Here is a 13806-nt window from a genome sequence, read left to right as displayed (position 1 = left end):
GTGTAAATTTCGCCGTATAATACAATAAGTTGCTTTTATCAAATGATGAAGCACCTCATAAGTTTAGAGGGAAATTCATGTTAGATCAACTTCGAGCAATGGGTGTCTTTGCTTGCGTTGTGGAGAAGAACTCGTTTAGCGGTGCTGCCCGTGAATTAGGGATTACGACCAGCGCCGTCAGTCAACAAATTCGCTCGTTAGAACACGATATGGAAGTCGTACTTCTAAATCGTTCGACGAGAAAATTAAGTCTGACCGAAGCGGGACAAGCTTTTTTCCATAGCTGTCAAGAAATGTTATCTGCTGCTGAACGCGGTAAAGTCCGGATCAATGAATTACGTGATGATCTCGTGGGTGAGCTGCGTATCGTTTCTTTGCCAGAATTATGCGCGAATCATGTGATTCCTGCACTTTCTCATTGGATGGCTGCACATCGCGGCTTGGCAGTACATTTAGAAACAAACAATCATGAGGTTGATTTGTTGGATGGGCGGGTTGATATCGCCCTAAGATTTGAACAGAAAAATGATGAGCATAATGTTCAGGTTGTGCCATTGATGCAGATTGAGCAAATCCTGGTGGCGACACCGAGTTATATTAATCAAAGCACCATTATTTCGAGACCTGATGATCTTAAAAATCATGAGGTCTTACCTTTAACGCATCTTAAAAACCATCAGTATTATCATTTTCAACATGTGAATACTGCAGAAAAAGCCGAGTTTGAACTGAAATCCCGTTTCAGTACCAATAACGGTTTGGTTGCAAAATCGATGTGCTTGCAGGGCAATGGGATTGCCAAGGTTTTATATCTTGATGCTAAAAAGGATTTGCTTAACGGTACTTTAGTTGAAGTTCTGCCTGAATGGAGACTGCCACCGATTACACTGTATGCGGTTATTCCGAAACGTGAACAACAACCTACAAAAATTCTTCGTTGTCTTGATACCTTGAAACAATATTTTAGCCAGATCTCTGGCGGACGTATGTTACAAAACGCATCATAGAATGCAGAATAATAAAAAAGCCGCTTTAGAGCGGCTTTTTTAATTTTTAAGCTAGGGCTTTATGCTAAATAAGCTTTGATCATTTTTACCAGACGTTCGATCAACTGGTCTGCCTGCTCCTGGGTAATATTCAGGGTAGGCAACAGACGAACGACATTGCCTGCGGTGACATTGATAATCATCTTGTATTCATCGCGTGCAATCGCAACCAGATCACCACATTCTTTTGGTAATTCAATCCCGATCATCAGACCGAAACCACGTACGATGACATTTTGATCTGCCAGTTTGTTGCGTAGCTGGTCAACGATATAAGCACCTTTTTCAGCAGCATTCGCGACGATATTTTCTTTTCGCATAATATCGAGAATGGTATAGACCACACGCGAACCCAGTGCTGTACCGCTATAGGTAGAACCGTGATTTCCAGCAGTTAATACACCGACGCCACGACCTTGGGTCATGACTGCACCAATAGGGAAGCCATTTCCTAAGCCTTTGGCTGTGGTCAGTACATCCGGAATAATATTGGTGTGCTGATAAGCAAAGTATTTACCGGTACGGCCATTACCAGTTTGCACTTCGTCCAGCATCATCAGCCAGTTATGCTGGTTGCAGATTTGACGAATTTCTTCTAAATAGCTGAAACCTTGAGGTGCGGTATTGACACCGCCTTCACCCTGAATAGGCTCAACCAAAATCGCTACGATATCCGGGTGATTGATTGCCGCTTCTTCAATCGCTTCGATATCACCAAAAGGTACACGGACAAAACCTTCAACCAGTGGGCCAAAGCCTTCCTGCACTTTTTTATTGCCTGTAGCAGATAAGGTGGCCATGGTACGACCATGGAAAGACTGGTCAGCAACAATAATTTTTGGTGAAGCAATGCCTTGCATATGACCGAATTTACGTGCAATTTTGATTGCACCTTCATTGGATTCTGCACCACTGTTTGAGAAGAATACTTCTTCCATGCCTGCGACTTCAGCCAGTTTTTGTGCGGCAGCCGTTTGCCAAGGCACTTCAAACAGGTTGCTGGTATGAATCAAGGTCGCTGCCTGTTCAGCAATCGCTTCGGCAATGACTGGATGCGCATGGCCCAAACCACATACGGCAATGCCGGTTAATGCATCTAAATACTCTGTACCATCTTCGGTATAAAGATATGCACCTCGTCCTCGGACAAAGCTGATCGGTTGACGGCCAAAAACAGGCATCAAATGAGACGGTTGATCAGTTCGTACCGGTGCGAGGGTAATATTATTCATGACTAACTCTTAACTGTTAGGTGGAAAGAAAAACTTATATAAGCAAAAACCCGCTCAGATTTAAAGGGTAATTGTAAATAAAATTGGAATTATTGCTTTAGACATACTGTTTTGCCTGGATTTGGGTATAATGCGAGACAGATGAGTTGAGGATTTATCAATGACTGAACAAGCACGCGATACCGAAGCGTTAATTCGTGACCAAATTGCAAAACACGCAGTACTTCTTTACATGAAAGGCACACCGCAATTTCCACAATGTGGTTTTTCTGCACGTGCAGTAGAAGCACTCAGTCAAATTGGTCGTCCGTTTGCTTATGTAAACATTCTGGAAAACCAGGACATTCGCGCGATGTTACCACAAATCGCCAACTGGCCGACATTTCCACAGCTTTGGATCAATGGTGAGTTGATCGGCGGTAGTGATATCATGCTCGACATGTTCCAAAAAGGTGAATTAAAGCCTTTAGTTGAACAGTACAGCCCGGCAGTTGATGCTTAATTTTGTATTAAATTAAGTCCAGATGTGAAAAAGCGCTTCATTGAGAAGCGCTTTTTTTGTCTCTATTTTTGCTTAGGTCAAGGTCAGAGTTAATCCTCTGTCGCTGCATCCGGCTGTTCAACTGTCGAAACATCAGCTTCAACTTCAGTTTGTGGTTCGACGATTTGCTTCTTGTCTTTTTTCTTCTTCTTTTTTTTCTTTTTCTTCGGCACTTCGACCAGTTCGGCACCATCTTCAATCGCTTGCCAATAATCCAGCTGTGCCATCACTGCGGCATAGATTGAATTTTTGCTATAGCGACCTTTTTTATCCAAGGTACCGACAGGACGCGCCATCAGGATTTCCAGCGCCTGATCAATAGTATCAATCGCGTGAATATGGAACTGACCTTCTTCCACAGCAATGGTGACATCTTTACGCAGCATTAGATGTTGCATATTTTGCCGTGGGATAATCACACCTTGTTTACCGGTCAGACCTTGTAACTTGCAAGCATCAAAGAAACCTTCAATTTTGGCATTCACACCACCTACAGGCTGTACTTGTCCCAGCTGGTTCATGGAACCGGTAATGGCCCAGGACTGATCAATCGGTAACTGGCTGATGGCCGACAGTAAGGCAGAAAGTTCCGCAACAGTGGCACTGTCACCATCGACCTGACCATAACTTTGTTCAAAGGCCAGTGCAGCAGAGAAGTGTAAGGTCTGTTCACGACCAAAATGCGCTTTCAGGAAGGATGACATCAGTAACACGCCTTTGGCATGCAAAGAGCCACCAAGTTCCACACTGCGTTCGATATCCAGAATATCACCGCCACCTTGATACACCGAAGCAGTCAGTCGTGAAGGCAGACCAAATTCGACATCAGCATAATGAATGACGGACAGGGCATTGATTTGGCCCAGACGATGGCCGCGGGTTTCGATCAGTTGAGTACCACGAGTCAGATCCTGCCAGTACAGTTCACGTAAATAGCCAAGACGATATTTACGGTGATCCAGTGCGGTATTGATATGTTTTTCTGAAACCATCTTGTCACCGGCCTGGAAGGCATGATGATGTGCTTCACGGATCAGATCGCCCAGCGTCAGGGCATGTAATGACAATGAACTTTGATCTTCGGCTTGACGGCTGGAATCTGTGAGCAATGCCGCCAAAGCGGAACGGTCAAAAGGCAGTAATTTATCCGATTGTACATAGTCGGCAATCAACTGCATATAAGCCTGCTCGTTATCGTCATTACGTTGTAATGTATCGGTAAAATCAGCACGGATTTTAAAGATGCTGCCCAGCTCTGGTTCAAGCTCTAAAATTTCATAATAGATTTCAGGCTCAGCCAGCAAGATGACCTTGATGTTTAAAGGAATCGAAGCAGGTTCGATTGAAATACTGCCGGTCAGCGTGATCATATGCTCAAGCGAGGACAGTTTTAAATGCCCCGATTTAAGCGCGCGCTTCAAGCCTTGCCATGCATACGGCTGTTCCAGCAATTGTTCCGCTTCCAGCATCAGGAAGCCGCCATTGGCCTTATGCAAGGTACCTGGACGAATCAGGGTAAAGTCCGTGGTAATCGTGCCATTTTGGGTCAGTTGTTCCACATGGCCCAAAAGGTTGTAATGCGTTGGAAAATCTTCAAAGATCACCGGTGCACCACTGTTCGGCTTGTGCGTGATAATCACATTGGCCTGATAACGTGCCGGAACGCGACTGAACAGTGCTGGAGTGAAATCATCTTCTTCCTGTTCCAGCACAATTTCAACATTATTGATAATGTCTTCAGCATAATACTTCAGATAATGTTCCAGACCTTCCACGTGTTTGAATTTCGCCAGAATCTGTTCGACTCGCGGTAAGACCACCTGCTTGGCGATATCGCGGTTCAGGATCTGAACGCGATCGCGTGCATCATCTTCCAGATCACCCAGGTGTAAACCCAAACGTTCCAGTTTCTTGTCCATATAGCGCATGTTGGACGCCAGTTCAGCACGATCTTTGTTGCTTAAGGCATTCAGATCTTCCTGAGACATTTCCTGCAATTTGTCATCAATCAGATGCACAGGGACAAAACAGTGCTCATCATGTCGCGAGATCAGCTTCAGATCCAGTTCTGCGCCTTCTTTGGTCAGTTCGATCAGTGCCTGTTGTTGTTCATCCCCCGTTTCCTGGCGAATCATTTCAATGCGGTTGTGATAGGTCTCTGCAGTAAAACGGCGCTCAAGCTGTTTTAGAATCGTTTGCCAGCTTTGATTCAACATCGCCTGAAATTTTGGGCCCTGACCTGAGGGCAGTTCCAGTGCAATCGGCTGACGCTGGTTCTGAAAGTTATTGACGTAAACCCAGTCGTTTGGGGTTTCCATGGTTTTGGCATGCTGTTGCAGCAGGCGCTTCACCATGGTGCGTTTGCCCAAGCCAGCCGTACCCACGGCAAAAATATTATAACCGGAATAAGGCAGGGCAATCCCGGCCTCAACTGAGGCGCGTGCGCGATCTTGGCCCAAAAAGTTATTCAGGGGCTTGATCCGTTTGGTTGACGCAGGAATTTTTTCTAAGTTTGGAATGTGCGTCAGCTGGGTGGATGTTAACCGGGTATGGTCCAGAGTATTTTTAATTTCGCTTTGTTCAAATGCAGAGATAAGTAAATCTGAGCGGATTTTTTGTGGAGTTGTGCTGGTGTTACTGGCAATAGAAGAATTAATTTGATCGAGTCTCTGGGTCACTGTTGAAAATCCAAAACGAAATATTACGTTGATGAGAGTTAAGGTATACAGATTTACTTGAAAAATTCAAGCCAACATGTCGCTTTTGCCAGAAAATAAAAAACCGGAAATGTGATAAATATATAAATCTTGTTGAAAGATACGCTATTACAGGATTGAATAGCAGCAATTGGTTTTTCTGCGGAAAATAATAAAGCAATGACAACACAAACGACGGGTTGGAAATCCGCATTTACAGCATTTTTAGATCGACGTGCATTGATCATGCTGTTCTTGGGATTTTCGGCTGGTGTGCCGATTCTTCTGATTTTTTCCAGTCTGTCTTTATGGTTAGGTGAGGCCGGAATCAGCAAAAGTGCAGTAACTTTCTTTAGCTGGGCCGCATTGGGCTATTCGTTTAAATTCGTCTGGGCACCGCTCATTGATGAACTTCCTGTCCCTTTTCTGACCAAGGCTCTGGGACGTCGTCGTGCATGGTTGCTGATTGCGCAGATTCTGATTGTCTGTGCCATTTCCATTATGGCCTTTTCTGATCCGGCTTTGGGTGCCACACATTTACAGCAAATGGCGCTCGGTGCTGTCCTGCTTGGTTTCTCCGCAGCAACGCAGGATATTGTGATTGATGCCTACCGGATTGAGCTGGCGGAAACCCAGATGCAGACCGTATTGGCTTCCACCTATAATGCAGGTTACCGGATCGGGATGATTGTGGCCGGTGCTGGTGCCTTGTTTCTGGCGGCCTATTTGGGAACTGCGAAAGGCAACTATATCTATGATGCCTGGAAATGGACCTATCTGGCGATGGCTGCTGTCATGCTGGTCGGTATTATCACCACACTGTCCATTCGGGAGCCGCAGGTTGACCGTGTGCGAAAACACTATGTGCGCAGTGATTATTTCCGTTTAGTCGCCGTATTTTTTGTGGCGGTGATCAGTTTTGTCTTGAGCTATATCTATTCGGGCAATCTGGTGGCCAGCATCACCGAACAATTCGCCATTCAAGATACCTTTGCCTTGTTCTGTTTTGAAGCTTTGCGCTTTGTTGGCTCGGGTGCAGTGGCCTTTGCGATTGGTGCAAGCTTGGTAAAAATGGGGGCGGTTAACAAGCAAATGGCCTATGAAACCTGGGTCAATCCGGTTGCAGATTTCTTTAAACGTTATGGCTTGAAACTGGCATTGGTGTTGTTATTGCTGATCGGTTTTTATCGGGTTTCCGATATTATTGCCGGCGTCATTTCCAATGTGTTCTATCAGGACCTGAATTTCAGTAAAGAACAGATTGCCGAGGCCGTTAAAGTCTATGGGGTGATTTTCTCTTTAGTCGGTGGTTTCCTTGGCGGGCTCTTGGCCCAGAAGATGAACATCATGAAACTGATGTTTGTCGGTGCCGTACTGGCCTGTTCTACCAACCTGATTTTTATCGGCCTGGTCAAGTCTGGTGAAAAACTGGCAGCTGTGGAAGTTAAAGCCGGTAATCAGGTTTATCAGGCAGAGACCGATGAAGTGGGTTACTGGAAGCTAGATGTACCGAGTGCAGTGCTGGCGCAGAGCAAACAGCTACAAGTGTCAGCCGCTTATCTTAATGCAGATAATACCAATCAAGCGCCAGTGCAGGTTAATATGCCATATTTGACCGCACAACAGGACAGCACCCAGTTACAGATCCTGCCGATCACCAGTGACAATACCCTCACTGTAGCTGAACAGGACAAGACCATTGTAGTGCGCGGCCAGTATGTCGGTAAAGCACTGCAAGAGAATCAAAAGATTGTGTTGCAAATCAACGATCAGAATATTGATGCAAAACTGGAAAGCGAAGGCGTATTTACTGCCGCGATTCCTGCACAACAACTGATTCAGTCACCTGCACATATTATCAGTGCCGTCCTGATGCAAGATGGTCAAGCACTACAGCAAACCATACATGTTTATCAGGTCAATGATCACTTGGCCAGTACCCAGAATCTAGATCTCGATATTCAGCCTTTAGCGGTCGTAGATGGCAGCAGTTCAGATACAGTCGAAGTCAGTGGTAAGGTAATTAAACCTTATAGCGACAAGTGGCTTTATTTTGCTATTATTGTCGACAATCTGGCTGCTGGGCTGGCTGGTGCTGCGTTTATTGCATTCTTGTCGAGCTTGACCAGTGTGTCTTTTACCGCTGTTCAATATGCGATTTTTAGCTCACTCATGACTTTGACCCCTAAGATTTTAGGCGGATATTCGGGTACTATAGTCACCAATATCGGTTATCCGAATTTCTTCCTGATGACTACTCTAATCGGGATTCCGATCCTGATTCTGGTGGTTTGGGTCGCAAAACTGCTCGGTGAACACCAACAACAATCTGTACAGAAGGATGATTAATATGCGCATGCTGCATACCATGTTACGTGTAGGCAATTTAGAACAATCTCTCAAGTTCTATACTGAAGTACTTGGCATGACTTTGCTTCGTAAGCGTGATTACGAAGAGGGCCGTTTTACCTTGGCTTTTGTCGGTTATGGCGATGAAGAAAATCACACCGTACTGGAATTGACGCATAACTGGGATACAGACAGCTATGAACTGGGCAATGCTTATGGTCATATCGCAATTGCAGTCGATGATGCTTATAAGGCGTGTGAAGAGATTAAAGCGCGTGGCGGTAATGTCGTACGTGAAGCCGGCCCGATGAAAGGTGGCGTGACTGTGATTGCATTTGTAGAAGATCCAGACGGTTATAAAATCGAGCTGATCCAGCAAGACAACAATGCACGTAATAACTAAGTGTGATGTAGCGAGATATATGAAATGCATTCATGTATAGATGAAAATATTACATCAATCTGAGTGCATAGCATGGGCCCGGCATCTGTTAAGATAGCCGGGCATTTTTATATCAAACAATAAAATCTGAGGGATTATAGGGATATGCTTAAGTTCTTGGCATTGGATCGGTTTACGATACTGTTGTTTGTGATGGTTTTGCTGGCCAGTGTGTTGCCAGTTTCGGGGAAGGCGGCTGAAGTCTTTGGCTGGGTGACGACAGGAGCGATCGCCATCCTGTTTTTCCTGCACGGCGCCAAACTGTCTCGTGAAGCTGTGCTGCAAGGCATTATGCACTGGAAATTGCATACTTTGGTTTTTGCGCTAACTTTTGCTTTGTTTCCAATTCTCGGACTTTTGGCCAAGCCGATTTTATTACCGATGCTCGGACAGGAACTATATTGGGGTTTCCTGTTTATGTGTTTCCTGCCATCCACCGTGCAGTCCTCGATCGCCTTTACTTCAGTGGCTCATGGCAATGTCGCCGGGGCGGTATGTAGTGCCTCTTTTTCCAATCTGATCGGTATGTTTATTACTCCATTATTGGTAGCATTTTTTATTCTCGGTCAATCTGATCATGGTTTTGATCCGACTTCTTCGATTATCCAGATTACACTGCTGCTCTTGGTGCCGTTTATTTTAGGACAGATTCTGCGTCCATGGATCTATCCGCAAATGATGAAAATGCCAAAAATCGTCAAGGTCTTCGATCAAGGCTCGATTTTACTGGTGGTGTATGGCGCTTTTAGTAGCGCCGTCGTGGCCGGGCTGTGGAATGAAGTGAGCTTGAGTACCTTGTTGTTGCTATTGCTGGCTTGCTCGGTGTTACTCACCATTGTGATGTTATTATCACTTTATATTCCACGCTGGCTGGGCTTTAGCCGCGCTGACCAAAAAACGGCATTCTTTTGTGGTTCCAAGAAAACCTTGGCTAGTGGAGTGCCGATGGCGCAAATTTTATTTATTGGCCAGCCGCTGGGCATGATTGTCCTGCCGATCATGATTTTTCATCAGATTCAGTTAATGGTCTGCGGGATTATTGCCAATCTGTGGGCCAAAGAGAGTGAATCAGAAGCTGAAGAATAATTCGCATATTGAATTCGTTTCACGTATAATAATGCCCACTTGTTGTGCTTAGCTCTGACGGTATCCGTCTCGGTGGGCCAAAAGAATGGTCTGTTGTGGTGTTGATCTGCATGAACGATGTTCCTGCTTCCTCATTTGAGAGTGATCAATAGCGATGACAGCTAAACCTTCTTGAATCTAATGGAGTAATCGACGATGCGCGCCGATATTCACCCAAAATATGAAACTTTAGTTGCTACTTGTTCATGTGGTAACGTAATCGAAACTCGTTCAGCTCTTGGTAAAGAAACTCTTTATCTAGACGTATGTTCAGCTTGCCACCCATTCTACACTGGTAAGCAAAAGAACGTTGACACTGGCGGTCGTATCGACAAGTTCAAACAACGTTTTGCTGGTATGTCACGTTCTGTTAAACGTTAATACCCAAAATGAAAAAACGGGCTTTAAGCCCGTTTTTTTTGTGCCTGCAATTTAGAAAATTATCATTCGATTTCCTAAATGCACAGGCTTGTACAAGATCTTAGTGATCTTGTACATCAATCAAATGATCAAGTTTTTTCTGGAAATAATTCCCCTGAATAAAGCGGGCATCCACGTTCCAGGCATTCGCGAACAGTGTCATATCATTTAATTCACGAATCAGGATATTGAGTGGCTTGATTTCATTATAGCTGGTAATTTTTTCCTGTAGTTGCTCAATCTCGGTATCTTTATTGAGCATATTGGTTAAGTTTGAATGTAAGCTGACACCATCCAGTTCAAGTTCGCGCAGTAAATTTTGACTGTACATGGATTGACCAAAATCACGCAGTGCAATCAGTGCGCCATGTTCATACAGCACGCGTAGATATTTTTGTGCATCTTGTTGATTCAGTAAAATATCTTCTTCTGAGAATTGCAAGATTAGCGGATGCTTCACTTTACTGCGAATAATCGTAATCAGCTTGGAAATAAATTCCGGGAAGGTGCGGTCTTTAAATAGTACGGCACGGTTCAAATTGACAATTAAGCTTGCATCAGGATACTGGGTAATAAAGTTGTGTAGCTGTTTACTGGCTTCAACCAGAATCCAGCGATCCAGTTTAATGGACAGTTCATCATCTTCATGAAGTTCTAAAAGGCTAGAAATATCCTGCCATTTATTCTCAAAAATAAAGCCACTGGTCACTTCATAGGTATATAAACGCGTATCTTCTTTATCATAGAGTTGTTGATATTTTAAATGGATCTCGCCACGTTCCAGACATTCACTTAAGGCTTTCAAAATAGAAGGTGTAGCGCTAGGAATAGACGTGACTGCTGGACTGACGGCTGCCAATGTTGGGCTGGCAACTGGTGTTTCAGCAACACTGAAATCTATACTTGGCATTTCTACCGCAACCGGACTGCTCAGTGACGCAGGAATATCAAGTTTAAATTCAGGTACAGCTTCTGCTTGAGGTAAAGATGTCGAGAATGCTTGTCCAATCAGCGTATTGCATTGCATTTCATCTTGCAAACCCTGTTCAAGCATGACATAGCCCAAGCGCAAATTTAGAGGGAATGACTTTGGTCCCACTGTAATGAGTTGCGGTTTGCTTAAGGCATTTAAACTGATCAGTTTGGATTCAAGAATTGCTTTAGAGTCTGCCTGAAACAGACCGACAACGACATCATATTCCAGTTTAAACAGGGGAATATGGGTCTGTTCCTTGAGGAATTCTTTGACTGCATCAAAGTACCCATTAAAAGTGGCCCAGTCAGATTGTAGAACTTCCGCGTCATATGCACTTAAAGAGAAAGTGACTAAGGCATTCACCGGTGCAGACTGCTTGTTCAGTTCACGTTTAAGTGACTGAAAAACACTTGGTTTTCCAGGAGTTTTCTCGGAAAAAACCGTTTGAGATTGAGTATCAATACTAATTTGTACCGCATCTTCTTCAGCCGTTGAAGGCAAGAATTCCAGTTTTAATGGATTAGATGCGGACACATGCGGATTCAGAGACTGGATCTCGACCCGACCTAAATCAAATTGACCCTGAGAAATCTTTTTGAAACGCGTTTTAAAATCATTCAAATCTGAAGGCTGGAGCAGATCCAGAAGCGGTAGGCCAATAATCTCATCTTCATTTTGCAAGCCAAACAGTTTCAGGTAGTCCGCATTGGCCTGAATATGAATCCCTTCCTGAATGGTGGCAACAGCACGGTTGCTGTCGTCTACTAAAGATTGTGCCTGAATTTGTGCTGTTTCCAGCTCAGTCATTAAATGTTGCTGAGACTGTGACAAACGGCTAAATGACAATGCTCGGACCAGTCCCACATAAAAGCGTTCCAGGTAGTCAAAATTGAGAATGTCATATACCCCTTTACGGATATATTGCGCATATTGTTCAGCCTGGTAATCATCCGGTTTAAGCAAAATCATCGGCAGATTAGGTTGCTGCGAAAGGCGCACCAAACTTAAGGCCTGTTCATATTTCAGGTCGTAGGCACGTCCAAAAATAATCAGATCCCAGTTGAAATTTAATTGTTTTTCAAAAGATTGCAGATCATCCAGCAGGACAGCATCCACCTGATAATCATGACTGGTCAGCAGATCACGGATTTGGTTATATCTAATTTGATTATCATCAATAATCAGTAAACGTGTTTCAGTACGTTTTAACTTTTTAGACAATAATGGATTTCTCACTTCAATGCTTCCCATAAATCATGATTTCTGCTTTCATTCATGTGCTGATCGATAAAGTTTTCGATCATCTCTTCTTCCTGATCATTGAGTAATTCATAATCAAAACGGATGAAACTCTGCGTAATCAGTTGTGCTTTGGTCAGATAGATTTTGATTTCTTCCTGACCGAGACGTAAATGAATGGTTTGTTTTTCCCTAAACATCTGTGAACCAGAGACAATCAGGCTGGTCGAGACCTGATCCAGTTGCGTCATTTTCACCAACAGGGCAGGCTGATAGTTGACATGATGACGTTCGGTACGGGTATAAGCTGCACAAGGAAAGAGCTCTTGTGCCAAAATTTCCAGCCCGATTTCTAGGCTCTTATCCGTTGACTGCTTGATCCAGCGAATCACACCGCCACGCCACTGACTCTGGGTTTTTTCCTGAACCAGAATGAATTCACCGGTTTTCAGGTTAGCCGGGGTAATACCAGTCCATTTAATCCGGTAACCATTGACACTGATATCCAGAACTTCAGCGCTATGGATCTGTTTGGTTTCTCGATCGAGCGCCTTGATGCTGCTAAAACTACTTGGAATGGAGTTTTCCATCGAGCTGACAAAACTGCTTTCGCTCTGGAAATTATAATTGGCCTCGAGTTCCAGGGTTTCGTTGAAGTTTTTACCTTTAGATAGGTAAAAATGCGCCACACTCAAGCCAAAGCAGATATTGATCTGGGCTGAATATTCATAACGTTCATGACGACGCTCGACATTGTTTGAGAGCAGATTGTAGATATGAAAATGCAATGCAGGGGTCAGGAACAGTTTTTCATTCCGAGACAGATACTGGGCATTTTTGCTTTGAGTCCCCGTTAAATGATCCATCAGGTTCTGGGTAGAAATATAGAAGCTCGGCTGAAACTGTGGCTCTTGATGGGTATTAAAGATCGGCGGATGATCTTTGCTGGCATCGACTACATAACGGGACAGCGTGGTTTCCTTCGGCAGGATCTGTACCAGTTTGGCCCAGTCAAAACTGCATAGATACAGGCCCTGAATTTCTGCAGGCCGGATCTGATGAGTATTGAAGATATCCAGTAAAATCAGCTGTGCATAGGCATGTGCAATATTTTGGATTTCATGCTGGGTGCCTAATACCTGATTGATATTACTTTGATAGAAATTGTTGTCTATGGCACATTCAAGCAGTTGATGGGCAGCTAGCCATTGTCCCAGACCTGGCGTGCTATATAGCATATGCTGTTGATATAACAGAAGGGTGAGTTGCTGTAGTGCATAATAAATCGATACCATCCGGGCAGTTTGAATGCTCTTCTTTTTGCCTAGAGAAAATAGCGAAAACTTCTGATGGGTCAGCTGATGATTACAGCGTTTGACGATATCGATATAAATTTTGGCAAAATGACTGCGCAGCAGCATAGCCAGCTCAATAATCTGGTCATTCCGGTCGGAAGTGATCAGGCCCTGATTGACGAAATGCTTTTCCAGACTGGTCAGGACATTTTCAAGGGTGGGATGCAAGACCTGAATCAGGTCAAAGCGCAGGGTTTCTGGACATTTCAGCTCGGAAACTTCCAATAAGGCATTAAACAGGGATTTGGATGAATTCCCCAGCTGTAGAATTGAAATCCCCGCAACCCATTCCTGCAAAGCCTTGGCAGTGGTTGGGCAAAAGCTCAACTGCTCTCGTTTAAGTTCCGTCGGTGTCTGAAAAATGTCTGAAGTATGCGTGCTCATC

The 13806-nt window shown here is 44.2% G+C and carries 10 protein-coding genes; 6 read left to right on the top strand and 4 right to left on the bottom strand.

Going from position 1 to position 13806, the window contains the following annotated elements; genetic code table 11:
- Positions 1-77: 77 nt before the first annotated feature.
- The gene (locus tag MWG72_RS12285; RefSeq protein WP_004730074.1) at positions 78-1007 is read left to right on the top strand and encodes a LysR family transcriptional regulator; all 930 of its coding nucleotides are present in this window, start codon (positions 78-80) and stop codon (positions 1005-1007) included.
- A 59-nt stretch (positions 1008-1066) separates the two neighbouring features.
- On the opposite strand, the gene MWG72_RS12280 is transcribed toward MWG72_RS12285, so the two are convergent.
- On the bottom strand, positions 1067-2278 hold the full coding sequence (locus MWG72_RS12280; RefSeq protein ID WP_247144154.1) for an aspartate aminotransferase family protein: 1212 nt from the start codon (positions 2276-2278) through the stop codon (positions 1067-1069).
- Between the two features lie 160 nt (positions 2279-2438).
- Between MWG72_RS12280 and grxD the strand changes: the two genes are divergently transcribed.
- Positions 2439-2780, top strand: coding sequence for a Grx4 family monothiol glutaredoxin (gene grxD / locus MWG72_RS12275; protein WP_005104579.1), 342 nt, complete (start codon positions 2439-2441; stop codon positions 2778-2780).
- Positions 2781-2869: 89 nt separating this feature from the next.
- Here grxD and MWG72_RS12270 read toward each other — a convergent pair whose 3' ends face one another.
- Positions 2870-5497, bottom strand: a complete 2628-nt coding sequence (locus tag MWG72_RS12270) for a Lon protease family protein (RefSeq protein ID WP_005107354.1) — start codon at positions 5495-5497, stop codon at positions 2870-2872.
- Positions 5498-5695: 198 nt separating this feature from the next.
- Between MWG72_RS12270 and MWG72_RS12265 the strand changes: the two genes are divergently transcribed.
- The 4 genes from MWG72_RS12265 to rpmE all read left to right on the top strand — a co-directional run bounded on the left by MWG72_RS12265 (position 5696) and on the right by rpmE (position 9812).
- A complete protein-coding gene (locus MWG72_RS12265) occupies positions 5696-7864 on the top strand; it encodes an AmpG family muropeptide MFS transporter (RefSeq protein ID WP_153566474.1) in 2169 nt (722 codons plus the stop codon).
- Between the two features lies 1 nt (position 7865).
- Positions 7866-8267, top strand: coding sequence for a lactoylglutathione lyase (gene gloA, locus MWG72_RS12260; RefSeq protein ID WP_004279741.1), 402 nt, complete (start codon positions 7866-7868; stop codon positions 8265-8267).
- Positions 8268-8411: 144 nt separating this feature from the next.
- Positions 8412-9392 carry a bile acid:sodium symporter family protein gene (locus MWG72_RS12255; protein WP_247144153.1) on the top strand — a complete coding sequence of 327 codons (981 nt, stop codon included), beginning with the start codon at positions 8412-8414 and terminating at the stop codon, positions 9390-9392.
- 195 nt (positions 9393-9587) lie between these two features.
- Positions 9588-9812, top strand: a complete 225-nt coding sequence (gene rpmE, locus MWG72_RS12250; RefSeq protein ID WP_004279743.1) for a 50S ribosomal protein L31 — start codon at positions 9588-9590, stop codon at positions 9810-9812.
- A 100-nt stretch (positions 9813-9912) separates the two neighbouring features.
- Here rpmE and MWG72_RS12245 read toward each other — a convergent pair whose 3' ends face one another.
- Both MWG72_RS12245 and MWG72_RS12240 read right to left on the bottom strand, forming a co-directional pair.
- Positions 9913-12078, bottom strand: a complete 2166-nt coding sequence (locus tag MWG72_RS12245) for an EAL domain-containing protein (protein WP_247144152.1) — start codon at positions 12076-12078, stop codon at positions 9913-9915.
- Positions 12060-13805 carry a GTPase gene (locus MWG72_RS12240; protein WP_247144151.1) on the bottom strand — a complete coding sequence of 582 codons (1746 nt, stop codon included), beginning with the start codon at positions 13803-13805 and terminating at the stop codon, positions 12060-12062. The genes MWG72_RS12245 and MWG72_RS12240 overlap by 19 nt, the downstream gene beginning before the upstream one ends.
- Between the last annotated feature and the right edge of the window lies 1 nt (position 13806).

The sequence above is a fragment of the Acinetobacter lwoffii genome, from assembly GCF_022967985.1.
Classification (GTDB): Bacteria; Pseudomonadota; Gammaproteobacteria; order Pseudomonadales; family Moraxellaceae; genus Acinetobacter.
The sequence above is the reverse complement of the archived record's forward strand: the minus strand, read 5'-3'. Positions and strand labels throughout refer to the sequence as shown.

Excerpts from the sequence above, each read along its gene's own strand:
- MWG72_RS12285 (WP_004730074.1), top strand. The coding sequence starts at position 78 with ATGTTAGATCAACTTCGAGCAATGGGTGTCTTTGCTTGCGTTGTGGAG.
- grxD (WP_005104579.1), top strand. The coding sequence starts at position 2,439 with ATGACTGAACAAGCACGCGATACCGAAGCGTTAATTCGTGACCAAATT.
- MWG72_RS12280 (WP_247144154.1), bottom strand. The coding sequence starts at position 2,278 with ATGAATAATATTACCCTCGCACCGGTACGAACTGATCAACCGTCTCAT.
- MWG72_RS12265 (WP_153566474.1), top strand. The coding sequence starts at position 5,696 with ATGACAACACAAACGACGGGTTGGAAATCCGCATTTACAGCATTTTTA.
- MWG72_RS12245 (WP_247144152.1), bottom strand. The coding sequence starts at position 12,078 with ATGGGAAGCATTGAAGTGAGAAATCCATTATTGTCTAAAAAGTTAAAA.
- gloA (WP_004279741.1), top strand. The coding sequence starts at position 7,866 with ATGCGCATGCTGCATACCATGTTACGTGTAGGCAATTTAGAACAATCT.
- MWG72_RS12255 (WP_247144153.1), top strand. The coding sequence starts at position 8,412 with ATGCTTAAGTTCTTGGCATTGGATCGGTTTACGATACTGTTGTTTGTG.
- rpmE (WP_004279743.1), top strand. The coding sequence starts at position 9,588 with ATGCGCGCCGATATTCACCCAAAATATGAAACTTTAGTTGCTACTTGT.
- MWG72_RS12240 (WP_247144151.1), bottom strand. The coding sequence starts at position 13,805 with ATGAGCACGCATACTTCAGACATTTTTCAGACACCGACGGAACTTAAA.